General features: G+C 61.8%; 19 protein-coding genes. 14 read left to right on the top strand and 5 right to left on the bottom strand.

What is annotated here, in order from left to right; translation table 11 throughout:
• Positions 1 to 36: 36 nt before the first annotated feature.
• The gene (locus tag AC22G1_RS18365; protein ID WP_487314630.1) at positions 37 to 1983 is read right to left on the bottom strand and encodes a M1 family metallopeptidase; all 1947 of its coding nucleotides are present in this window, start codon (positions 1981 to 1983) and stop codon (positions 37 to 39) included.
• A gap of 259 nt (positions 1984 to 2242) precedes the next feature.
• Here AC22G1_RS18365 and AC22G1_RS18360 point away from each other — a divergent pair, with 259 nt between their 5' ends.
• Positions 2243 to 4549 carry a GH92 family glycosyl hydrolase gene (locus tag AC22G1_RS18360; protein WP_487314629.1) on the top strand — a complete coding sequence of 769 codons (2307 nt, stop codon included), beginning with the start codon at positions 2243 to 2245 and terminating at the stop codon, positions 4547 to 4549.
• A 40-nt stretch (positions 4550 to 4589) separates the two neighbouring features.
• On the opposite strand, the gene AC22G1_RS18355 is transcribed toward AC22G1_RS18360, so the two are convergent.
• Entirely contained in the window at positions 4590 to 5240 is a 651-nt protein-coding gene (locus tag AC22G1_RS18355) for a DsbA family oxidoreductase (protein WP_050660152.1), read from the bottom strand.
• A 164-nt stretch (positions 5241 to 5404) separates the two neighbouring features.
• Here AC22G1_RS18355 and AC22G1_RS18350 point away from each other — a divergent pair, with 164 nt between their 5' ends.
• Both AC22G1_RS18350 and AC22G1_RS18345 read left to right on the top strand, forming a co-directional pair.
• Complete coding sequence (locus AC22G1_RS18350) at positions 5405 to 6238, top strand: helix-turn-helix domain-containing protein (RefSeq protein WP_487314628.1); 834 nt, start codon at positions 5405 to 5407, stop codon at positions 6236 to 6238.
• A gap of 62 nt (positions 6239 to 6300) precedes the next feature.
• A complete protein-coding gene (locus tag AC22G1_RS18345; RefSeq protein ID WP_487314627.1) occupies positions 6301 to 6918 on the top strand; it encodes a LysE family translocator in 618 nt (205 codons plus the stop codon).
• Here AC22G1_RS18345 and AC22G1_RS18340 read toward each other — a convergent pair.
• The gene (locus AC22G1_RS18340) at positions 6915 to 7823 is read right to left on the bottom strand and encodes a LysR family transcriptional regulator (protein WP_487314626.1); all 909 of its coding nucleotides are present in this window, start codon (positions 7821 to 7823) and stop codon (positions 6915 to 6917) included. The two genes, AC22G1_RS18345 and AC22G1_RS18340, sit on opposite strands and share 4 nt — an antisense overlap.
• A 151-nt stretch (positions 7824 to 7974) precedes the next feature.
• Here AC22G1_RS18340 and AC22G1_RS18335 point away from each other — a divergent pair, with 151 nt between their 5' ends.
• Genes AC22G1_RS18335 through AC22G1_RS18315 form a run of 5 tightly spaced genes read left to right on the top strand, consistent with a single transcriptional unit; the run spans position 7975 to position 15291 of the window.
• A complete protein-coding gene (locus AC22G1_RS18335; protein WP_487314625.1) occupies positions 7975 to 9666 on the top strand; it encodes an L-lactate permease in 1692 nt (563 codons plus the stop codon).
• Between the two features lie 11 nt (positions 9667 to 9677).
• Positions 9678 to 10436 carry a (Fe-S)-binding protein gene (locus tag AC22G1_RS18330; protein WP_487314624.1) on the top strand — a complete coding sequence of 253 codons (759 nt, stop codon included), beginning with the start codon at positions 9678 to 9680 and terminating at the stop codon, positions 10434 to 10436.
• A complete protein-coding gene (locus AC22G1_RS18325; RefSeq protein ID WP_487314623.1) occupies positions 10429 to 11853 on the top strand; it encodes a LutB/LldF family L-lactate oxidation iron-sulfur protein in 1425 nt (474 codons plus the stop codon). Before AC22G1_RS18330 ends, AC22G1_RS18325 begins: the two co-directional genes overlap by 8 nt.
• Entirely contained in the window at positions 11846 to 12493 is a 648-nt protein-coding gene (locus AC22G1_RS18320; protein ID WP_487314622.1) for a LutC/YkgG family protein, read from the top strand. Before AC22G1_RS18325 ends, AC22G1_RS18320 begins: the two co-directional genes overlap by 8 nt.
• Positions 12493 to 15291, top strand: a complete 2799-nt coding sequence (locus tag AC22G1_RS18315; protein ID WP_487314621.1) for an FAD-binding and (Fe-S)-binding domain-containing protein — start codon at positions 12493 to 12495, stop codon at positions 15289 to 15291. Before AC22G1_RS18320 ends, AC22G1_RS18315 begins: the two co-directional genes overlap by 1 nt.
• Before the next feature lie 39 nt (positions 15292 to 15330).
• Here AC22G1_RS18315 and rraA read toward each other — a convergent pair whose 3' ends face one another.
• Positions 15331 to 15816 (bottom strand): ribonuclease E activity regulator RraA, encoded by a 486-nt coding sequence (gene rraA, locus AC22G1_RS18310; RefSeq protein WP_050660197.1) that lies wholly within the window; start codon positions 15814 to 15816, stop codon positions 15331 to 15333.
• A gap of 195 nt (positions 15817 to 16011) precedes the next feature.
• Here rraA and AC22G1_RS18305 point away from each other — a divergent pair, with 195 nt between their 5' ends.
• The 3 genes from AC22G1_RS18305 (at position 16012) to AC22G1_RS18295 (ending at position 18211) form a co-directional block, all read left to right on the top strand.
• Positions 16012 to 16539: a lipid-binding SYLF domain-containing protein gene (locus AC22G1_RS18305; protein ID WP_487314620.1), complete on the top strand. Its 528-nt coding sequence runs from the start codon at positions 16012 to 16014 to the stop codon at positions 16537 to 16539.
• A 74-nt stretch (positions 16540 to 16613) separates the two neighbouring features.
• Complete coding sequence (locus AC22G1_RS18300; protein WP_487314619.1) at positions 16614 to 17126, top strand: phosphatase PAP2 family protein; 513 nt, start codon at positions 16614 to 16616, stop codon at positions 17124 to 17126.
• A 20-nt stretch (positions 17127 to 17146) separates the two neighbouring features.
• The gene (locus AC22G1_RS18295; RefSeq protein ID WP_487314618.1) at positions 17147 to 18211 is read left to right on the top strand and encodes an MJ1255/VC2487 family glycosyltransferase; all 1065 of its coding nucleotides are present in this window, start codon (positions 17147 to 17149) and stop codon (positions 18209 to 18211) included.
• Here AC22G1_RS18295 and hdfR read toward each other — a convergent pair.
• Complete coding sequence (gene hdfR / locus AC22G1_RS18290) at positions 18175 to 19032, bottom strand: HTH-type transcriptional regulator HdfR (protein WP_487314617.1); 858 nt, start codon at positions 19030 to 19032, stop codon at positions 18175 to 18177. The two genes, AC22G1_RS18295 and hdfR, sit on opposite strands and share 37 nt — an antisense overlap.
• A gap of 145 nt (positions 19033 to 19177) precedes the next feature.
• Between hdfR and maoP the strand changes: the two genes are divergently transcribed.
• From maoP to AC22G1_RS18275, 3 genes are all read left to right on the top strand, one after another.
• On the top strand, positions 19178 to 19507 hold the full coding sequence (gene maoP / locus AC22G1_RS18285) for a MaoP family protein (RefSeq protein WP_232338744.1): 330 nt from the start codon (positions 19178 to 19180) through the stop codon (positions 19505 to 19507).
• Positions 19508 to 19556: 49 nt separating this feature from the next.
• On the top strand, positions 19557 to 19835 hold the full coding sequence (locus tag AC22G1_RS18280) for a hypothetical protein (protein ID WP_417362315.1): 279 nt from the start codon (positions 19557 to 19559) through the stop codon (positions 19833 to 19835).
• Between the two features lie 269 nt (positions 19836 to 20104).
• Positions 20105 to 21943 (top strand): methyl-accepting chemotaxis protein, encoded by a 1839-nt coding sequence (locus AC22G1_RS18275; RefSeq protein WP_487314616.1) that lies wholly within the window; start codon positions 20105 to 20107, stop codon positions 21941 to 21943.
• Positions 21944 to 21978 lie beyond the last annotated feature (35 nt).

Genomic DNA, 21978 nt, shown 5'->3' with positions numbered 1-21978 from the left:
GGCCTTTGGCCGCCTTCTTGTTTACTGCGCCTTAACTCAGAGGGTCAGGCTGTTGTTGGCCCTGTTGCAGTCGGGGATCTTATGGTCAGGGTCCAGGGTGACTTTGGCCACCGCCTTGGTGGTGGGGAGCAGCACGCTGGGGCTGGCCAGTTGGCGCCAGGTTTCTACCGGCAGGCGGATGTCCTGGTGGCTGCCGTCTTTATAGTCCACCCGCACTGTGGCTGGCATCACCAGCTTTTGGTGGGCAGAGAAGGTCACCTTCAGACCCTTGGCCGGATCTTTGGCATCCTGGTAGGCGGCTTTGTCGACGGCCATGTCCAGCTGCCAGTTGTTGAGATACCAGCCGCGCCACCACCAGCTCAAGTCTTCACCGGCTTCGCTTTCCATCATCCTGAAAAAGTCTGACGGAGTCGGGTGTTTATAGGCCCAGGTAGCGATGTATTTACGAAACGCCTTGTCGAACCGCTCTGGCCCCAAGATCTGCTCGCGCAGCAGCACCAGGCCCAGGGCGCCTTTGAAGTAGCTGATGGCGTGGCGGTATTTCTCGGAGATGGAGTCTGCCGGGGCCATCAAGGTGGGAGCGTCTTTGTCGGCCAGAATAGGCAGAATTTCATCCACCGGGTTGCCGCCGCCAGGGGCGTATTCGCTGTCGCGTTTGGGGCCGTACTCGCCGCCGTTAAAGGCGTCGGAGGCGTAAACGTCGATAAAGGTGTTAAAGCCTTCGTCCATAAAGGCGTTGCGGCGCTCGTTGGAGCCCACCACCATCGGGAACCAGGTGTGGCCAATCTCATGGGCGGTTATCCAGAACAGGAAACCGGCGCTGTCGTCCATGCCGTCAAAGACGATGCCGGGGTATTCCATGCCGGCGCCATGGCCGCCAAGGTTCACCGCCACCGGCCAGGGGTAGGGGTACCACTTGTTGGAGAAGTGCTCCACGGCGCCTTTGAGGTACTCGGTGGAGCGGTCCCATTTGTCCTTGCCCACCGCTTCTACCGGGTAGGCCGACATGGCCAGGGAGTGCTTGTTGCCGGGCAGGTTGATGCGGGCGGCGTCCAGCACAAAGGCCTTGGAGGCGGCAAAGGCCACGTCGCGGGTGTGCTCCATGTGAAAGCGCCAGGTCTGGGTGCCGCTGTGGCTGGGGCGGCTGGCCGGGTCTGTGACTTCCGCCGGGGTGCGGATATACACCGTTTTGTCGCTGTTTTCGGCCTGGTCAAGGCGGCGGCGCTGGGTGGTGGTCAGCACTTCTTTGGGGTTCATCAGCTTGCCTGAGCCTACCACCAGATAATCCCAAGGCACCGTTACCGAATAGTCGATGTTGCCGTACTCGAGGTAGAACTCGGAGCCCAGATAAGGCTGAGTATCCCAGCCGCGCAGGTCGTCATACACCGCCATCCGTGGGAACCACTGGGCGATCTCGAAGATCTCGCCATTGTTGCTGGGGGTCACGGCGGTGCGGCCGCCCCAGGTGCCGGGGATCTGGTACTGATAAGTGATCTTCAGCTGCAAGGTGCCGCCGTGGGCCGCCAGGGGCTTGGGCAGGTCAATGCGCATCCGGGTGTCGTCCACCAGGTAATGAAGGGGCACTTCCTTACCACCGGACACCAAAGCTACCGCCTTGAGCTGATAGCCATCGGTGTAGCCCTTGCGCTCACGGCCAGAGCTCATGGCCGCGCGGGAATCGCGGCGGTAGATGTTCTGGTCCAGCTGCACCCACAGTTCGTCCAGGGCGTCGGGGCTGTGGTTGGTGTAGGCAATCACCTCTTCGCCGCTCAGGCTGTGCTGGTCCGGGTTGATGGTGGCGGCTATCTGGTAGTTGACCTTGTTCTGCCAAAAATTGCTGCCGGGCAGGCCGCTGCCGCCGCGGATGCTATTGGCCTGATGAGGCAGGGTCAGGGGCGCAAAAAGCGGCTGGGGGTCAAAGCCGGTGTCGGCGGCGCAGGCGCCGGCAGAGGCCAGGCAAAGCAGGCTGATCCATTTCAGCATGGGGACTCCATTGGGGGGATGGACGACGAACACTCCGGAAATAATGCCGGTAAGTTACGGGATACTGGTAACAACGCTACCAGAGAGAATAAAGGCAAACCGGGCGGAAAGTCTCAAGAATGCGGTAAAAGGATATTGTGTTTGCCGCCAGTGGCTTAGCCTGGGTTTGTCGCTGCAAAGCGGCGCTTGGCCCCGGCCGGTTTTGCCCTTGGTGGCCGCTCGGGCATGCTGGAAAAAAGCCACAACAACGGAGCCCTCGATGCTGCGCAAATCCCTGTTGCTTGCCCTGGTTACCCTGCCGGTTCTGGCCACCCCGGCCTTTGCCGACCCGGTGGCGGATGTCGACCCCTTTATTGGCACCGGTGGCGACGGCCACACCTTCCCCGGCGCTACCCTGCCTTTTGGCATGGTGCAGCTGAGCCCCGATACCGACATGCCCAATTTTCACCACGCCTATGGCTGGGCGGCGGGGTATCGCTACAGCGACGACAGCATTCTGGGCTTTTCCCATACCCATTTTTCCGGCAGTGGCCACTCCGACTTGGGGGATGTATTGCTGATGCCCATGAGCGGCGAGCTGCATCTCGACCCCGGGACCAAGGATAAGCCCGGCAGTGGCTACCGCTCCCGCTTTAGCCACCAGAGCGAGCGCGCCAGCCCCGGCTATTACGCCGTGACCCTGGACGACAACCAGGTCAAGGTAGAGCTGACCGCCGGCAAGCGGGTTGGCTGGCACCGCTATACCTTCGCCAAAGGTGAAGAAGCGCGGGTACTGCTAGACCTTCGCCCCAGCATCTACGACTACGACGGCAAGGTGCTGTGGTCCAGCCTCAGGCTGCGCCCGGAAGGTGTGCTGACCGGCATGCGCCAAACCCGTGGCTGGGCGCCGGGGCGCCAGCTGTTTTTTGCCATGCGCTTTTCCAAGCCCCTTAAAGGCCACCAGCTTCTTAACCGCGAGCAAAATGTCACGTACCGGGGCTTTAAAGGCCCGGGCCACAACCCTGGCGATGTGGCGGCCATCAGTGGCCGGGCTTTGGAAGCGGCCCTGGATTTTGGCACCCTGGACTCGCCGCTGCTGGTCAAGGTGGCTATTTCCAGCGTCAGCGAACAGGGCGCGTTGGATAACCTCAGCAAAGAGGCCTCCGGTTGGGACTTTGACGGCGCCAAAACCGCCGCCCAAGCGCAGTGGCAAAAAGCCCTTGGCGCCATCGACATCAAGGCCCCGGCGCCTATTCGGCGCAGCTTCTATACCGCCCTCTATCATGCCCTTATCGCCCCCAACCTCGCCTCCGACGCCGACGGCCGCTACCGGGGCCCAGACCAAGAGGTGCATCAGGCCAAGGGTTTTGACTTCTACTCCACGTGGTCGCTTTGGGACGTGTACCGCGCCCAGCAGCCGCTGTTGACCATCCTTGAGCCCGAGCGTATGGGCGAGCTGGTCAGCTCCCTGGTGGCAGCTCAGCAAACTAGCCCTTTTGGCATACTGCCGGTGTGGAGTTATCAGGGCCAGGAAACCTGGTGCATGATTGGCTACCACGCCTTGCCAGTGATTGCCGACGCCTACCTCAAGGGCATCACCGGCTTTGACAGCGCCGCCGCCCTCAAGGCCATGGTGGCAAGCGCCGATTACGGCCCCTATGGCGACCTTGCCGATTACATCAAGCTTGGCTATGTGCCCATCGACAAAGAACCCGAGGCCGCATCCAAGACCCTCGAATACGCTTTTGACGACTGGACGCTGGCCCGCATGGCCAGTGCCATGGGCAAGGACGCGCTGGCCAAACGCTTTATTAAGCGGGCCGGCAACTGGCAAAACGTCTTTGACCGCCAAACCGGCTTTGCCCGGGCCCGGCTCAGTAATGGCGATTATCGCACCCCCTTCGACCCGGCTGCGGTGGGTTACGGCAGCGACTACACCGAGGGTAACGCCTGGCAATACTCCTGGTATGTGCCCCAAGACATCGCCGGGCTGATCAACGCCATGGGCGGCCAGTCGGCCTTTGTGAACAAGCTCGATGCGGTGTTCGACACCAAGGTGGACCCGAAAACCTTCGCCCACGTGGAGGACATTTCCGGGCTTATCGGTTACTACGCCCATGGCAATGAGCCGAGCCACCATATGGCCTACCTCTACGACTACGCCGGCGCGCCCTGGAAGACCCAGGAGCGGCTGACCACCATCATGAACAGCCAATATCACGACGGCCCCACCGGCCTTGCCGGGAACGACGATCTGGGCCAGATGTCGGCCTGGTATCTCTTTACCGCCATGGGCTTTTACCCGGTGGCGCCGGGCTCCAACCAATATGTGCTGGGCCGGCCCTTTGTCGAGGAAGCGAGCATTCGCCTGCCGGGCGGCAAGCGCTTTGTGGTGAAGGCCGAGCATCTGGACGACGCCCATCCCTATGTGGGCAAGGTGCTGCTAAACGGCAAGGCGCTCGCCACCAGCTACATCACCCATCAAGATGTGGTGGCCGGGGGCACCCTGACCTTTGTGATGCAGCAAAGCCCCAATAAAGACTGGGCCACAAGCCCTGCCTCAAGGCCATACAGCATGAGCCGCTGACAACAAAAAGCCCGCCAATTGGCGGGCTTTTTCTAAGGCATCAGGCCTCGCTTTCGTCGGCCACCTGGCGCAGCGCCATCTCGAAGTAGTCGCTGCTTTGGCCACCGGTGATGAGGTATTTGTCGTTCAGCACGATGGAGGGCACCGAGTTGATACCGCGCTTGCGGTATACCTCTTCGGCGGTGCGCACTTCTTCGGTAAAGAGCGAGCTTTCCAGGATGGTGGCCGCCTCTTCGCGGCTCAGGCCCACTTCGGCCACTTTGTCCAGCAGCTGGGCGCGGTCGCTGGGGTTCATGCCCTTGGCAAAATAGCCGTCCAGCAGCGCCTTTTTCAGGGCATATTCCTTGCCCTGGGGCGCGGCCCAGAACAGCAGGCGGTGGGCGTCGAAGGTGTTGTAGGTACGGCTGCGCAGCCCTAAATCAAAATGCACCCCGGCGGCCTCGGCGCGGGCCAGCAGGTTGGCCTCGTTCTCGGCCAGCTGCTGCTCGGTGAGGTTGTACTTGCGGGACAGGTGCTCTTTGATGTCTTCACCCTCGGGGCCCATCTGCGGGTTCAGCTCGAAGGGCCGAAAATGCAGCTCCACCTTGATGTCGCCCTCGACCTTGCTCATGGCGTCTTCTAGGGACGCCAGGCCAATGGCGCACCAGGGGCAGACCACGTCTGAAACAAAATCCACTTTGACGGTTTTCATGCTGTCTCCTTAGAAGGCAATGCTCGCCCCGGCCTATGGGGGCGATGGCCCGGCACCCGGGCCCTAAATGGGCCCACCATGAACCATCGGCTGGCAAAAGAAAAGGCCGGGGGCGCTGCAATTTTTTACAAGACACCGGCCCCGGCGCTCCTTAAGCTGGAGCCATGGCCGCCAAGACCCCTTCTCGCCACATCGAACACCAAAGCCTGCCCGGCTGGCCCGGGCTGGAGCTGGTGCGCGCCCATTACAGCGGCTTTGTGTTTGACCGCCACGTGCACCTCGATTACCACATCGGGCTGGTGGACCAAGGCGCCCAGGCCTTTATGCATAAGGGCCAGCGGCTGATCTTGAGCCCCGGCAGCCTGTCAACCTTCAACCCCGACGAAGTACACGACGGCGCTGGCCATGAAAGCGGCGACTACCAGGTGCGGCTGATACGGCTGCCCATGGAGTCCATGGCCGCACTGGGTGAGCAGTTGGGGGGCGATGGCCGGCTGCACTTTTTCAAAGGGCCCATGGTGGCTGACCCCATCCTCTACCAGGGCTTACTGCAGCTGCATAACCAGCAGCACAGCCCCGAGCCGCTGGCGGCCCAGAGCCAAATGCTGCTGCTGATGGCGCACCTGTTGCTGCGCCACGGCGAGCCGGGGCTCAAGCCGGCTGGCCAGCAGGGGCTGAGCCGCTTCCAATTGGCCGATCTCAAGGGCTATTTGCTGGCGCATCTGGACAGCAAACACAACCTGCCGGCCCTGGCCGAGCGCTACCAGCTCAGCCAATACCAGTTTTTGCGCCAGTTCCGGGCCGCCACCGGCATCACTCCCCATGCCTACCTCACCTCGCTGCGGGTAGAGGCTGCCCGCCAACACCTGAAAAGCGGCATGCTGATAAAAGACGTGGCTGCCGCTGTGGGGTTTTTCGACCAAAGCCACCTGGTCAAAGCCTTTAAACGCCATTACAACCTGCCGCCGCAAAGCTACCAGCAGCAGATTTGCCGCTAGTTTTTACAAGGCGCGCCAAGGCCTATGGCGCCACCCTTGGGGTTTTCCCAAGGAGACCTGTCATGAGCCTTGCTTCACTGTTCCTCACCCTTGCCCTTGTGCACCTGGCCGCCCTGGTGGCGCCGGGCCCCGACTTTGCGCTGATGCTGCGCTCCAGCCTCAACCAGGGCCGGGCCCAGGCGCTGCAGATGGCGCTGGGGCTGGCCTCGGCGATCATGGTGCACAGCCTGGTGGTGGTGTTTGCCTTTGCGCTGCTGGCCAAGGTGCTGCCGGGGCTGCTTCATTGGCTGCCGCTGGTGGCGGGGTGCTGGCTGCTCTACTTGGCGGCCCAGTGCCTTAAAAGCGCCCGGGCCCCCCAGAGGGCCATCGACACCCAATCGGCCCCGGCCGGTGGCGCCTGGCTGGCCGGCTTTGCCACCAATATCCTCAACCCCAAGGCGTACCTTTACTTCTTTACCCTGGTGGGTGGGTTGTTGCCGCCGGCGCTGCCGTTGGCGGCCAAGCTGGGGGTGGTGGCGCTCTTTTTCAGCCTGGCCCTGGCCTGGTTTGGGGTGTTGGGTTGGCTGCTGGGGGCGCCGTGGTTTCGGCAAAAAATGCTGGGCTGGCGCCGGGGCATAGAAGGGGCGACGGCGCTGGTGTTTGCCGCCGTCGGGGTACTGATGCTGCTGCGCCTTGCCTAGAAGTAGTGGGCGATGGCCAGGTAGCGCTGGCGGATGTGCTCAATCAGCAGCCGGATCTTGGCCGGCAACTGGCGGGTGGTGGGGTAAACGGCGTAGATCCCCAGCTTCTTGCCCACCTGCTGGGGGAAAAGCTCCGTCAACATGCCCTGGGTCAGATCGTTGTAAATGAGGCAACGGGGCACATAGATGATGCCGTAACCGGCCAGGGCCGCCTTACGCAGAGCGGCGGCGTTGTCGGTGGTCATGTTGCCTTCTACCCGCACCGTAAAGGGGCCTTTTTTGTTCTTGAAGGCCCAGTCGGAGGCGCCGGTGCTCTGGTAGCTGTAGCGCAGACAGTTGTGCTGGCGCAGATCTTCGGGGTGGCGCGGGGTGCCGTGGCGCTCCAGATAGCTGGGGGAGGCGCAAATGGCCCAGCGTGAATCGATGATATGGCGGGCGATAAGGCTGGAGTCGTCCAGGTAGCCGGTGCGGATCACCAGATCCATACCCTCGGCGATGATGTCCACAAAGCGGTTTTCCAACGACATATCGATGCTGAGCCCGGGGTAGCGCTCACAAAACTCTGCAATGGCGTCCGCCAGCACCAGCTCGCCGGAGATGGTGGGCACCGACATGCGGATATGGCCGCTCACCTTCTCACCAAAGCCCGACAGGGTGTCCAGGGCCCGGTCGGTGGCCATCTTTATTTGCCTTGCCTGCTGGTAAAGCAGCCGGCCCGCCTCGCTCAGGGTCAGGCGCCGGGTGGTGCGGTACAGCAGCTGGGTACCCAGCTCTTCTTCGAGTTTCGAGATCCGTTTGCTGGCCACCGAATTGGTGACGCCGGCCAGTTCGGCTGCCTTGCTGAAGGAGCCGGTATCCACCACTTGGGCAAACAAAATGAGGTCGTCGGCGCGGGGCATATTCATGCAGTTTTGGAATTTATGTTTTCGATTATCTCCGTATATCCATAAGAAGGAAAGGGGTATTGTCTGCAAGCTTACCTTTACGTAAGCCCACTATTCGTGCAGCAAAAGCCCTGAAAACCGGCTCGCCCGGTATAAAAAAAGGACAACAACCATGAGCAATACCCTGCTTGCCATTATTGCCTTTATTCCCATTATGGCCGCCGGCATCCTGCTGCTCGGCCTGAACTGGCCGGCGCGCCGGGCCATGCCGGTCGCCTTTGTACTGACGGTGCTGGTGGCCCTGTTTGGCTGGGACATGAGCATCAACCGCATTCTGGCTTCCACCCTGCAAGGGCTGGTGGTCACCGTTACCGTGCTGTGGATCATCTTCGGCGCCATTTTCCTGCTCAACAGCCTCAAGCACACCGGGGCCATTACCAGCATCCGTAACGGCTTTACCAACATCTCGCCGGATAGGCGCATCCAGGCCATCATCATCGCCTGGTGTTTCGGCACCTTTATCGAGGGGGCCTCCGGGTTTGGCACCCCGGCCGCCATCGCCGCGCCGCTGCTGGTGGCCATTGGCTTCCCGGCTATGGCGGCGGTGCTGATGGGAATGATGATCCAATCCACCCCGGTGTCCTTTGGCGCCGTGGGCACTCCCATTCTGGTGGGCATCAACAAGGGCCTGGACAGCCACACCATCGGCCTGGAACTGGCCGCCAAAGGCTCCAGCTGGGACGCCTTCTTGCAGTACATCACCAGTGACGTGGCCATTATCCATGCCCTGATCGGCACCTTTATGCCACTGCTGATGACCATGATGCTGACCCGCTTTTTCGGCCGTAACAAAAGCTGGCGCGAGGGCCTGGATATATTGCCCTTCGCTATCTTTGCCGGCCTTGCCTTTACCCTGCCTTATGCCCTGACCGGTATCTTCATGGGCCCGGAGTTCCCGTCGCTTATCGGTGGCCTGGTCAGCTTGCCGCTGGTGGTGCTGGCGGCCCGCAAAGGCTTCTTGGTGCCCAAGAGCACCTGGGATTTTGAACCGGCCGCCCATTGGCCCGCCGAGTGGCTGGGTAACCTGAAGATGGATTTGAGCCAGGTGCGCGAGCGGCCCATGTCGCTGGTGATGGCTTGGTTCCCCTATGTGCTGCTGGCACTGCTGCTGGTAATAAGCCGCATGGACGCTGGCATTAAGGCCTGGCTGGCTGGGGTCAGCATCGGCTTTAACAACATTTTGGGCGAAGCCGGGGTCAGCGCCGCCATCCAGCCTTTGTACCTGCCCGGCGGCCTGCTGGTGGTGTCGGCGCTGGTGGCGGTGCTGGTGCAGGCCCGCTCCGTCAAGCCGCTGCTGGGGGCGGCCAAGGAGTCCGGTAAAACCCTGCTGGGCGCCGGTTTTGCCCTGGTGTTTACCATTCCCATGGTGCGCATTTTTATCAACTCCGGGGTCAACGGCGCCGACCTTGCCTCCATGCCCATCACCACCGCCAACTGGGTGGCAGGCATGGTCGGCCACGCCTTCCCGGCGCTGAGTGCGGTGATTGGTGCCCTGGGCGCCTTTATCGCCGGCTCCAACACTATCTCCAACATGATGTTCAGCCAGTTCCAGTTTGAGGCGGCCCATGCCCTTGGGGTGTCGTCGGTGGTGGTATTGGCGCTGCAAGCGGTAGGGGCGGCGGCCGGCAATATGATTGCCATCCACAACGTGGTGGCGGCCTCGGCCACTGCCGGTTTGATGGGCCGAGAAGGGGCGGTGCTGCGAAAAACCGTGCTGCCCACCTTCTATTACCTGCTGTGCTGCGGCCTGCTTGGCATGGCCATGATCTACCTGCTTGGGCAAACCGACGTTTTGATGCAGTAAACGAGAGTGTTATGGACGTTATCCGTGTTTACCCGGCCAAACCGGCCCAGGTCTACCTGTACGCCACCTGCCTGGTGGACTTGTTCGACCCCCAGGCAGGCCTGGACGCCATCGGCCTTTTGGAGCGCCAGGGGCTGGCGGTAACGGTAGTGACCGGCCAAACCTGCTGCGGCCAACCGGCCTACAGCTCTGGTTATAACGACGAGGCCCGCGCCGTGGCCCAAAGCCAGATGGCGCTCTTTCCCGAGCCCTGGCCGGTGGTGGTGCTGTCCGGCTCTTGCGGCGGCATGATGCACCACCATTACCGCCGCCTTTTTGCCGGCGACGCCGCCGTGGCGGCCTTTTGCGAGCGGGTGTTCGAGTTCACCGAGTTTTTGGTGCAGGTATGCCGGGCCAAGCTTGAAGACAAGGGCCTGCCTCGGCAGGTGACCATGCACACCTCCTGCGCCGCCCGCCGCGAGATGAAGGTGCATGTCACCGCCAGCCAGCTCCTTGGCCAACTGGCCCAGGTGGAGCTGGTGGAGCACGGCTACCAGGAAGAGTGCTGCGGCTTTGGCGGCACCTTTGCGGTGCGCCACCCACAGATAAGCCAAGCCATGGTGGAAGACAAAACCCGGCACATCGTTAACAGCGGCGCCCCGGAGCTGGTCAGTGCCGACTGGGGCTGCCTGCTCAATATCAACGGCGCCTTGGAATACCAGGGCGAGCGGCTGCAAGGCCGGCACCTGGCCAGCTTCTTGATGGAACGGGTAGGAGGCGGCCATGGCTGAGCACAGCCCCCGGCGCTTTACGCCCCAGGCCCAAGAGGCCCTGGCCAGCCCCGTTATCCGCCAGAATTTTCGCGGCGCCATGGATTACCTGCGTAAGGCCAGAAGCAACGCCTTTAGCGACCCGGTTGAAGCCAGCGCGGTGCTGGCCAAGGCCGAAGCGGTGCGCCGCCGCTGCCTAAGCAAGCTCCCCGCGCTTTTAGAGACCTTGGAGCAGCGCTGCACCGCCAACGGTATCCAGGTGCACTGGGCCGAGACCCCGGCTGAGGCCAACGCCATCATCAGCGCCCTTTGCCAGCGCGAAGGCGCCAAACTGGTGGCCAAGGGTAAATCCATGGTCAGCGAGGAAATCGGCCTTAACGAACACTTGGCCGGTCTTGGCATCGATTGCCGCGAAACCGACATGGGCGAGTTTATCGTCCAGTTGGATGGCGACCGGCCCTCCCACATCATCATGCCGGCCATCCACAAGAACAAAGACGAGATAAGCGCCACCTTTGAGCAGCACCTTCCCGGCTTTGAGGCCACCCGGGATGTCGATCAGCTGATCGCCGCCGGGCGCCAAGCGCTTCGCGAAAAATTCCAGGCCGCCGAAGTGGGGCTGACCGGGGTTAACTTTGCTGTCGCCGAAACCGGCACCCTGTGCCTGGTTGAAAACGAAGGCAACGGCCGCATGTGCAGCACCATCCCCAGGGTCCATATCGCCGTCACCGGCATCGAAAAGGTGGTGGAGCAGCTCAGCGACATCGCCCCGCTTTACAGCGCTCTGACCCGCTCGGCCACCGGCCAGGCCATTACCACCTACTTCAATATGGTGAGCGGCCCGCGCCGCCCCGGCGAATGGGACGGCCCAGAGGAAGTGCACCTGGTGTTGCTGGATAACGGTCGCTCCCAGGCCTTTGCCGACGACGAGCTGCGCCAAACCTTGCAATGCATTCGCTGCGGCGCCTGCATGAACCACTGCCCGGTGTACGGGCGCATCGGCGGCCATGCCTACGGCACCGTCTACCCGGGGCCCATAGGTAAAATACTCTCGCCGCACCTCTTGGGGCTGGACGACGCCGGCGAGCTGCCTACTGCCTCTAGCCTGTGCGGCGCCTGCGGCGAGGTGTGCCCGGTGGGTATTCCCATCCCGGCGCTATTGCAGCGGCTTAGGGTGGAGGCCAAACATGGCGCCAGCACCGGCCATCTGCCGCTAAAAGGGCAGGGGGCCAAAGCCAACCGCCTTGAGGCCCTGGCCATGAAGGGTTTTGCCTGGCTGGCCCGCCACCCCCGTTGTTACCGTGCCGGTACTTGGCTGGCCAGGCGGCTGGCGCCTTTTTACCCGCGCCGCCTTGGTGCCTGGGGCCAATGCCGGGTAACCCCGAAACCGGCCCCCAAACCGCTCAGTCAGCTATTAAAGGAGCAGCGCCGTGTCTGAGGCCAAAAACCGCATTCTGGCGAGGCTTTGCCAGGTGAACCCGAGCGCCCCTGAGCGCCCTGAGCAGCCCTATGCCCCCTACCTGGGGGAAGATGCTCCGGCGCGGCTGGCCCGGTTTTGTAGCCGCCTGGAAGCGGCCCATGCCGAGGTGGTGCGCTGCCCCCAGCAAGACCTTGCCGCGCAGTTGCAGGCCATGGTTGAGGGCGCTTCGCTAACGCGGCTGCTGGCGGGCAATGACGGCCCCTTTAGCGCCGCCATCAGCCAGGCGGGCGGTTCGCGCTTAAGCTGCTTTGATAAACCCATGAATGAATTCAAGGCCGCGCTTTTTACCGAGATTGATGCTGGCATCAGCCAGGCTTGGGGCGCCATTGCCGATACCGGCACCCTAGTATTGTGGACAGGCCCCAACGAGCCGCGCAGCTTGTCGCTGGTGCCGCCGGTGAGCATCATCATTGTGGCGGCCTCGGCCATCGTGGATAACTTTGCCCAGTTGCTGGCAAAGCCCCAGTGCCGCCAGGGGCTGCCCACCAACCTGCTGCTGGTGTCGGGCCCGTCCAAGACCGCCGATATCCAGCAAACCCTGGCCTATGGCGCCCACGGGCCCCGCCAGCTTTATGTCGTGGTAGTAGAGGATTGTTGATGAGCTACGCCAGCCTGGTTGCCACCCTTACCGAACGTATCGACGCCGAGCGCGTGCTGACCGACCCGTCCTTGTGCCTGGCCTACGGCACCGACGCCAGTTTTTACCGGCTGCTGCCCAAAGTGGTGCTGCGCCTCGACAGCCTTGATGAAGTGCTGTTTGCCATGGCCAGCTGCCGCGCCCTTGGCCTGCCTTTTACCTTCAGGGCGGCGGGCACCAGTTTGTCGGGGCAGGCGGTGTCGGACTCGGTGCTGATTACCCTGAGCGACAAGTGGCGCGGCCATAAGGTATGGCAGCAGGGCGAGCGCATCAGTTTGCAACCTGGGGTGATAGGCAGCGACGCCAACCGCTACCTGGCGCCTTTTTTACGCAAAATTGGGCCAGACCCTGCCTCTATCGACAGCTGCAAGATAGGCGGCATTGTGGCCAACAACGCCAGCGGCATGTGCTGCGGCACCGCCCAAAACAGCTACCGCACCCTTGATACTTTGACCGTGGCCTTGAGTGACGGCACCGTGCTGGACACCGGCTCCCCCGAGAGCGTGGCCGCCTTTCGCAAGCGGCGCCCCGAGCTTTTGGCAGGGCTTAGCGCCCTTCGCCAGGAGGTGCTGGCCGATGACACCCTAAGCGCCCTTATCCGCCACAAATACCGCCTTAAAAACACCACCGGCTATGCCCTTAACGCCCTGGTGGATTTTGAAGACCCCGTCGATATCCTCGCGCACCTGATGGTGGGCTCCGAAGGCACCTTGGGTTTTATCGCCGAGGTGACTTACCGCACCGTGCCGGACCACCCCCACAAGGCCACGGCGCTGCTGGTGTTTGCCGATGTAGAGCAGGCCAGCCAAGCGGTGTCGGCCCTGGCTAAAACCGAGGTCAGCGCGGTGGAGCTGATGGACGGGCGCTCCCTCAAAGCCGTGGCCGACAAACCCGGCATGCCGGATTTTGTGGCGGGGCTGAGCCTCGATGCCACGGCGCTGCTGGTCGATTGCCGGGCGGCGAGCCTTGCCAGCCTTGAAGCCCAGTGCCAGCAGGTGATGGCAGCCATGGCGGCTTTTACCCTCAGCCAGTCGGTGCCTTTTTCTACCGACCCCAAGGCCCAGGCAGCCCTTTGGGGCATTCGCAAAGGCTTGTTCCCGGCGGTTGGGGCGGTGCGGGAAACCGGCACCACCGTCATCATCGAGGATGTGGCCTTCCCGGTAGAAGAGCTGGCCAGTGGCGTGCGCGCCCTGCAACAACTCTTTGACCAGCACGGTTATCACGAGGCGCTGCTGTTTGGCCACGCCCTGGCCGGCAACCTGCACTTTGTCTTTACCCAGGGCTTTGGCAGCGACGCCGAGGTCAAACGCTATGGCGCCTTTATGGACGCGGTGGCCGAGCTGGTGGCGGTGCGTTTTGGCGGCTCGCTCAAGGCCGAGCACGGCACCGGCCGCAATATGGCCCCTTATGTGGAGCTGGAATGGGGACCGGCTGGTTACCAGTTAATGCAGCGCATCAAAGCCCTGTTTGACCCCGAAGGGTTGCTAAACCCTGGCGTTATCATCAACCCGGACCCGGCTGCCCACTTAAAAGACCTCAAGCCGCTGCCGGCCGCCGACCCTCTGGTGGATGCCTGCATCGAGTGCGGCTTTTGCGAAGTGGTGTGCCCGTCACGCACCTTGAGCCTGAGCCCCCGCCAGCGCATCGTGCTGTACCGCGATCTGCAGCAGCGCCGCCGCGAAGGGCAAGACACCGAGGCCCTGGCCGAGCTTTTTGAGTACCAGGGCCTGGATACCTGCGCCGCTACCGGCCTTTGCGCCGAGCGTTGCCCGGTAGGCATCAATACCGGCAGCCTGGTCAAAACCCTGCGCCAAGACAAATACCGGCGCTTTGAGCCCATTGCCCGCTGGACCGCCGAGCACTTTGGCGCCACCACCAGCCTGGTGCGCACCGGCTTGCGGCTGGGGGCAGCGGCGCAAGCGGTGCTGGGCGGCGAGCGGCTGGAAAAACTCAGCGACGGCGTTAATCGCCTCAGCGGTGGCCGCACCCCGCGCTGGCTGGCACAGATGCCCAAAGCCAACGGCGCCAAGGTACAGGCGCAGCTGGCGCATTTTCCACGGCGGGTGCTGTACATGCCGTCTTGTGCCAGCCGGGTGATGGGCCAGCAGCAGGGCAATAGCGAGCCGCGCTCCTTGACCGAGGTTACCCTGTCGCTGCTGCAAAAGGCGGGCTTTGATGTGGTGGTCCCCGAGCACCTGGCGAGCCTTTGCTGCGGCATGCCCTATGACAGCAAAGGCATGGCTGCACTTGCTGCCAGCAAGGCCCGGGAGCTGGAAGCGGCGCTGTGGCAGGCCAGCGAACAGGGCCGCCTGCCGGTGCTGATGGACACCAGCCCCTGCGCCCTTCGCAGCATCGAGCAGTTCGAGATGCCCCTTAGCATCTTTGAGCCGGCTTCTTTTGCCATGGAATATCTGCTGCCGCACCTGAAGGTGGAGCCTTTGGACGAAACCGTGCTGCTGCACATTACCTGTAGCGCCCGGCGCATGGGCCAGAGCGAGCAGCTGCTGGCGCTGGCCAAGGCCTGCGCCAAGCGGGTAGTGGTGCCGGAGCATATCCAGTGCTGCGGCTTTGCCGGTGACAAGGGCTTTAGCACCCCGGAGCTTAACGCCGCGTCTTTGGCCCCTTTGGCCGAGCAGGTGCCGGCCGATTGCAAGCGGGGCTTTAGCAACAGCCGCACCTGCGAGATTGGCCTGTCACGCCACAGCGGCGTGCCTTACCAATCGCTGCTCTACTTGCTGGATGAAGCGTCCCGGCCATAAAAAAGCCGCCCTTGGGGCGGCTTTTTTATGGCCGGGCTGTTACACCAAATCGAGCTGCTCGGGGGAGAGGATAATGCCGGTGGAGTCGGCGTAGAGCCAGTCTTCCGGCAGGAAGGTTACCCCGGCAAAATTAACCGGTACTTCGGTCTCGCCGACGCCTTTGTCTTCGGCGCCCACCGGGATGGCGGCCAGGGCGCAGATCCCCAGTTCCAGCTCTTCGAGGGTGTCCACTTCCCGCACCGCGCCGTTGATCACCAGCCCTTCCCAGTTGTTGCGCATGGCCAGCTCGGCAATGTCGGCGTCAATCAGGGCCCGGCGCAGCGAGCCGCCGCCATCTACCAGCAGCACCCGGCCTTCACCCGGCTCTTCGAGCATCTCGCGAATAAGAGCGTTGTCTTCGAAGCATTTAACGGTGCTGACCTTGCCGCCAAAGGAGCTGCGGCCACCGTAGTTAGCGAAGATGGGTTCAACCACGTCCACCATGTCGATGTAAGTGTCGCAAAGGGCAGAGGTGTTGTATTCCATGGCAAAATCCTGAGCTGGGCCGGGGTGCCTAAAGGTTAGCGCCAAAGGCGGGGCCTGGGCAAACAACAAATCGCTTGTTGAGCCGGGGTGCGATCAGCCTTGGTTCAACCAGCGGTCATTACCCTTTGCTCACCGGCGTCGCTTTGCCCGTTCATCTCGGTACAATAGCCGCCTTTCATTTCTCTGGAGCCTGGCATGCGACTTTGGCCGTTGATTGTGCTGTGTTTTTCTTTCGGTTTCGTGCCGAAGGGCAACTGCGCCGACACCCAGCGGCTAGAATCTGAAACCGCCGTCACCATCAAACAGTTCCTGCAAACCGACCCCGGCCTCAAAGCCTTCTTCAACCGCGCCCACGGCTATGCGGTGTTTCCCAAAGTGGCCAAAGGTGGCCTTATCCTCGGCGGTGCCTACGGTGAGGGCTTGGTGTTTGTGAACCGCAAGCTGGTGGGCACCAGCCGCCTCAAGCAGCTGACCCTGGGCTTTCAGATAGGCGGCCAGACCTACAGCCAAATCGTGTTCTTCAAAACCGCCGATGCCTTCAAACGCTTTACCAAGGGCGAGCTGGAGTTTGGCGCCCAGGCCTCGGCAGTGGCCCTGGATGCCGGCGCCGGCACCAATGTGGATTACGAGAACGGGGTGTCGGTGTTTACCATGGCCCAGGGCGGCCTGATGTACGAAGCGGCCCTGGCTGGCCAGGTGTTCACCTACCAGGCGATTCATTAACAAATTCGTCAAGTGCCGGTCACGGCACTGTCATTGTGGACTTCTATCTTTGCGTCTAAAGAGGGAGGTTCACTATGCGCATGACCCTATTCACCGCATTAGACCATCAGCTTTTCCGCAGAAGCCAGGCTCACCCTCAGTGGCGGCAATGGGCCGGGATGGCCCGCTGGATCTCCAGAACCGGTGACGGCCCCCTGTATGGCCTTATCGCCCTGGCGTTTTGGATGAGCCAATGGCCGTCGTTGCAGGCCTACGTGCTGGACCTGCTGTACGCTTTTGCCATCGAGCTTCCCCTTTATGTGCTGCTCAAGCACGGCTTTCGTCGCCCCCGCCCTGTGGTTGCCCTGCAAGGGGTACAGGCCTTTATCAAGCCTTCTGACCAGTTCAGCCTGCCCTCCGGCCATACCGCCGCCGCCTTTGTGATGGCTTCCATGGCCATTGGCCACTTCGGCTTCATTGGCTTGCTGGTACTGCCCTGGGCCATGTTGGTGGGGCTGTCACGGGTGCTGCTTGGGGTGCACTTTCCTTCCGATATTCTGGCTGGCGCCGCGTTAGGGAGCTGCGTCACCTGCATCGTACTTTTCTGAGTCAACCCAAAGGAGTCTTGATGCGCATTCTTTATGGTGTGCAGGGAACCGGTAATGGCCACATTACCCGGGCGCGAGTCATGGCCGAAGAACTGGCCAAACGGGATGTCCAAGTGGACTTCCTCTTCTCCGGACGGGATGCCAGTGAATACTTCGATATGGAGCCCTTTGGCGACTACCAGACCCGCCGCGGCCTGACCTTTGTCACCGAGCGCGGTGGGGTCAAACTCATTAAAACCCTCAGCCAAAGCCGGCTGGGAGAACTGTGGCGCGACATCAAAAGCCTGCCGGTGCGCGATTACGATTTGGTGATCAACGATTTCGAGCCCATCACCGCCTGGGCCGCCAAGCTTGCCAAGGTGCCGAGCGTGGGCCTTAGCCACCAGGCCTCCTTTTTACAGCCGGTGCCCAAGGACGGCGAGAACCTCAGCTCCAGGCTGCTTATTCGCCACTTTGCGCCGGTCAATATCGAGCTGGGGGTACACTGGTACCACTTTGGCAAGAACCTGCTGCCGCCCATCATTGAAAACCCCGGCCAGCAAAAGGCCCCGCGCCACAACAAGGTGCTGGTGTACCTGCCTTTTGAGTCCATAGAAGAAGTGCAGGCGCTGCTTGAGCCCTTCCCGGATGTAGAGTTCTACTGCTACCACCCTAAGGCGACCTTTGAGGACCGGGGCCATATTCACCTGCGGCCGCCGTCGCGTGGCGCTTTTCACCAGGACCTGGCCGATGCTATGGGGGTGATCGCCAATGGCGGCTTTGAGCTGCCTTCTGAGGCGCTGCGCATTGGCAAGAAGCTGCTGTTAAAGCCGCTACATGGCCAGTTCGAGCAGCTCTCCAACGTGCTGACCTTGCGCCAGCTGGGGCTGGCTTCGGTGATGTATGAGCTGTCGGCGGCGGAGCTGGACGCCTGGCTTGAGCTGCCGGCGGCGCAGCCGGTGTCTTATCCGGAAGTGGCCAGCAGCCTGGTGGACTGGCTGCTGGCTGGGAACCTCAGCGACAGCGAGCAGCTGTGCCAGGGGTTGTGGCGGCAGGTGGCCTTCCCCAGTTACTGCAAGCTCTCGGCCGGGGTCAACAACAGCTGACAAAGGTGCTCCACCAGGCTCAGGCGGTCGGCGTCTTTGAGGTAGGCCGCGTACAGCTCGCGGTGGATCTCCGGCGCCCCGGCTACCTCGAACAGCTGGCCCTCGGCGACGGCGTCTTGGGTCAGCCCCAGGGGCAGGTAGGCGCTGCCGCCGTGGTCGAGGATAAAGTCCAGGGCGATGCGGCCAATGCCGGTGTGCAGTATCGGCGGCGCCTGCTCCTTTACCAGCTTGCCGTGCTGGATGCTGAACTGGGTACCCCAGTCCACCTTCACATAAGGGCCGTTAAGGGCGCTGTGCAGGTCTTGGCCGGCTTTGCTGGACACCAGCTGCAGGCGCAGGCTGCCCACTTCCCGCACTTCCAATTCTTCCACCTTGGGCGGGTCGAACAGCAGCGCCAGGTCGAGCCGGCGCTCTAGGAGCGAGCGCACCATCACGTCGGCCGGCGCCGTGTCGGCCCGCAAGGCGATTTGGCCGAGACTTCGGTAGATAAGCGGCAGGCGCCGCTGCAAGAAAGGGTCCCAAACATTGGTGCTGGCACTGATGGCCAGCTGCACCGACTGGTGGCTGGCCAGGGCAATATCCTGCTTGGCCCGCTGCCAGGACAGCAGCATGGCCTCGGCGTGGGGTAGCAGGCGTTCGCCGGCGCCGGTGAGCTGGATATTGTTGCGATGACGGGTGAACAACGATACCCCCAGCTGGCTCTCCAGCTGGCGGATGCGAAAGCTGACCGCTGATTGGGTCAGGTAAAGGTTCTCGGCGGCCTTGCCGAAATGGCGACAGCGATGAACCTCCAGAAAGGTTTTCAGCAGCTCGGTATCCAAATCACAGTCTCGTTAAGTATCTTTTCTGGTGGCGATAAATATTTTTCATTTTACCCCTATTGACGGGTTATCCATACTCCGCCGCGTAAGCCTACCCGGCCGTACGCTTTACCGAACTATGGGGACAGGTGTAATGAACAGCTTTATGTCTGGCAAGAAATTTTTTGATGATCTGAACTACCCGCGCGGCTTCCAGCGCAGCGGCGACTTTACCATCACCGAAGCCAACCTGCTCACCGACAAAGGTATGGGTATGCACCTTTTGGCCAGTAGCCAACGGGAACCCATGACCGCTGAAGAGCAGCGCTTTATCAGCGTATGCCGCGGCGAAGTGCCTGCCACCAGCGTAGAAGAAAAGGTCTGGATGAAGTACCTTAACCGTATCACCCAGCGTCGCCACATCTACACCATTTGCGACGCTCCCGCCCGAGGGGCGAGCAGTGATTACGACACGAGCGATAGCTCGGACGAGTGATCAAAGGGGCGCCGATGGCGCCCTTTTTCATTGATACGGAGAAGTAGCTGTGAATAAGGAACAGAGCAACGGTGTGGTACTGGCCCTGCTGGAACAGCTCAATGACCACCACATTCCCCGGTTGCTCAAGCTTAAGGAAAAGGTCGAAGAAGGCTCGCGCCTCGATGATTACGACCTGCGCTTTTTGAAAGACGCCATCAGCGTGGCCGAGGAAGAAAAAGACCTCATCCACCAGCACCCCGAGCTCAACGAGCTAGCTGGCCAGCTCTACCACCTCTACAACCTCATCACCGACCAGGCCATCGTCAACGAACGTGACAACGGCTAAATAGTTACATAAAGTTAACACTGTCGTTTGCCGACGTGACAGTTCAGCACTGCCACGCCGGTCATCATCAGCCTCCAGGGACGGTACAACTTGCGAGGCGCCCGTTATGCAGTTCCTGCCGCTCTTCTCTCACCGACTTAATGTTGTAATAAAAAATTCATCTTACTGTTCGCACTTTGTGCCGATAACGGCATAAGGGCTGACTAGGCTGGATATTCAGCGTCAACGCTCAGGGATGGCTCCGTCTTCTTTTCTACAGGCGAGGCACTATGCTCATCAAACACAAACTTTATGGTCTGGCCGGGTTGGCCGTTGGCGCTCTGGCACTGCTGGTGCTGGGCGTGTGGTGGTCTTGGCAGGGTATCGACAGCCTTAACCGGGCCAAGCTGCTCAACCAGACCCTCAACAACAAGATGCTGCTGCTGCGCCGCCATGAGAAAGACTTTCTGATGCGGCTCGACGAGAAGTACGCCAAAGCCTTTGCCAGCGAAGCCAGTGCCTTCACCGGCACCACCCAGCGCCTGGCCAAGCTGCTGGACAGCGACGGCGTCAACGGCACCTCCCTGACCGAGCTGGAAAAGGACATCAACAACTACCAGGCCCTGTTCAGCCGCCTGGTGGACCAGTACCGCACCGTGGGCCTGAACCCGGAGTCCGGCCTTTATGGCAGCCTGCGTGACGCCGTACACGACGCCGAGGCCCAAGTGAGAGCCAGTGGCCGAGACGACCAGCTGGCCGGTATCCTGCAGCTGCGCCGCCATGAAAAAGACTTCATGCTGCGCCTCAACACCAAATACGTTGACCAGTTCAACACCGACTTTGCCAAGCTCAATGCCCTGCTGGACAACGACCAGACCCGCCAGGCCATGGCCAAGTACCAGCATGATTTTTTAGCCCTGGTGGATGGCCAGAAGGTAATAGGCCTGACACCAAACGACGGTCTGACCGGCGAGCTACGTAGCCAGGTGCAAGCCACCGAAGAGCAGTTTGACCAGATCAGCAAGCAACTGGACAGCGTTATCGACCAGGCCCAGGCCAGCACCCTCTGGAAGTTGCTGGCGTTCTGCCTCTTTATCGCCCTGGCCCTTATCGTGCTGGCGGTGCTGATCGTGCGCCAACTCAATCGCCAGCTCAGCGACAGCATCAGCACCATGCAGCGCATTGCCGCCGACTGCGATTTGACCCTGAGCCTCAACCAGGACGGCAAAGACGAGCTGACCATGATGGGCGGCCATTTCAACGCCATGATGGACGGTGTGCGCGAACTGGTGCGCCAGAGCAAGCAGGCGGTGGACTACTTAAGCCGCGCCACCTCGGAGCTTTCGGCCAATGCCGAAGAAACCTCGGCAGGCTCGCAGCAGCAGCTGACCCAGACCGACTTGGTGGCCACCGCCATCACCGAAATGGGCTCCACCATCGAGGAAATTGCCCGCAACACCGAGATGGCCGCCGCCAAAGCCCAGGAAACCAACGACAACGCCCAGCAAGGCCAGCGCCAGCTGCAAAATGCCATTGGCCGTATTGAGCAACTGGCCAACCAGCTGGAAAGCTCTACCGTGGCGGTGGATGAGCTGGTGCAAAGCTCCAACACCATCGGCTCGGTGCTGGATGTGATTCGTGGCATTGCCGAGCAGACCAACCTGCTGGCCCTGAACGCCGCCATCGAGGCGGCCCGGGCTGGCGACCATGGCCGCGGCTTTGCGGTGGTGGCCGATGAAGTGCGTACCCTGGCCATGCGCACCCAAACCTCCACCGAGGAGATAGACGGCATCATCAAGGGCTTGCAGCAAAAGACCCAGTCCATCGTTACCCTGATGGAAGAGTGCCGCAGCGAGGGCCTGGAAAGCGCCGCCGAAACCCAAAAGGCCGGTGGGTTGCTGACCCGCATCACTCAGGACGTGAACGGCATCCTCGACATGAACACCCAAATCGCCGCCGCCATCGAGGAGCAAAGCCAGGTGTCGAGCGAAGTGAACCGCAACGTGGTGGTGATCCGCGATGTGGCCGAGCAAACCGCCGCCGCCTCCCACGGTAACGCCGAAACCTCGGCCCACGTGGCCGAGCAGGCCGAAGAGCTGGCCGCCGTTATCAGCCGCTTCAAGGTCTGAACTACGCCTATAAAAAAAGGCCACCCATCGGTGGC

The organism is Gallaecimonas zhanjiangensis (assembly GCF_057624825.1).
Note: the sequence above shows the minus strand (reverse complement) of the source record. Positions and strands in the feature narration are given on the sequence as shown.

Coding starts and splice junctions, on each gene's coding strand:
- AC22G1_RS18365 (WP_487314630.1), bottom strand. CDS start 1,983: ATGCTGAAATGGATCAGCCTGCTTTGCCTGGCCTCTGCCGGCGCCTGC.
- AC22G1_RS18360 (WP_487314629.1), top strand. CDS start 2,243: ATGCTGCGCAAATCCCTGTTGCTTGCCCTGGTTACCCTGCCGGTTCTG.
- AC22G1_RS18355 (WP_050660152.1), bottom strand. CDS start 5,240: ATGAAAACCGTCAAAGTGGATTTTGTTTCAGACGTGGTCTGCCCCTGG.
- AC22G1_RS18350 (WP_487314628.1), top strand. CDS start 5,405: ATGGCCGCCAAGACCCCTTCTCGCCACATCGAACACCAAAGCCTGCCC.
- AC22G1_RS18345 (WP_487314627.1), top strand. CDS start 6,301: ATGAGCCTTGCTTCACTGTTCCTCACCCTTGCCCTTGTGCACCTGGCC.
- AC22G1_RS18340 (WP_487314626.1), bottom strand. CDS start 7,823: ATGAATATGCCCCGCGCCGACGACCTCATTTTGTTTGCCCAAGTGGTG.
- AC22G1_RS18335 (WP_487314625.1), top strand. CDS start 7,975: ATGAGCAATACCCTGCTTGCCATTATTGCCTTTATTCCCATTATGGCC.
- AC22G1_RS18330 (WP_487314624.1), top strand. CDS start 9,678: ATGGACGTTATCCGTGTTTACCCGGCCAAACCGGCCCAGGTCTACCTG.
- AC22G1_RS18325 (WP_487314623.1), top strand. CDS start 10,429: ATGGCTGAGCACAGCCCCCGGCGCTTTACGCCCCAGGCCCAAGAGGCC.
- AC22G1_RS18315 (WP_487314621.1), top strand. CDS start 12,493: ATGAGCTACGCCAGCCTGGTTGCCACCCTTACCGAACGTATCGACGCC.
- rraA (WP_050660197.1), bottom strand. CDS start 15,816: ATGGAATACAACACCTCTGCCCTTTGCGACACTTACATCGACATGGTG.
- AC22G1_RS18305 (WP_487314620.1), top strand. CDS start 16,012: ATGCGACTTTGGCCGTTGATTGTGCTGTGTTTTTCTTTCGGTTTCGTG.
- AC22G1_RS18300 (WP_487314619.1), top strand. CDS start 16,614: ATGCGCATGACCCTATTCACCGCATTAGACCATCAGCTTTTCCGCAGA.
- AC22G1_RS18295 (WP_487314618.1), top strand. CDS start 17,147: ATGCGCATTCTTTATGGTGTGCAGGGAACCGGTAATGGCCACATTACC.
- maoP (WP_232338744.1), top strand. CDS start 19,178: ATGTCTGGCAAGAAATTTTTTGATGATCTGAACTACCCGCGCGGCTTC.
- AC22G1_RS18275 (WP_487314616.1), top strand. CDS start 20,105: ATGCTCATCAAACACAAACTTTATGGTCTGGCCGGGTTGGCCGTTGGC.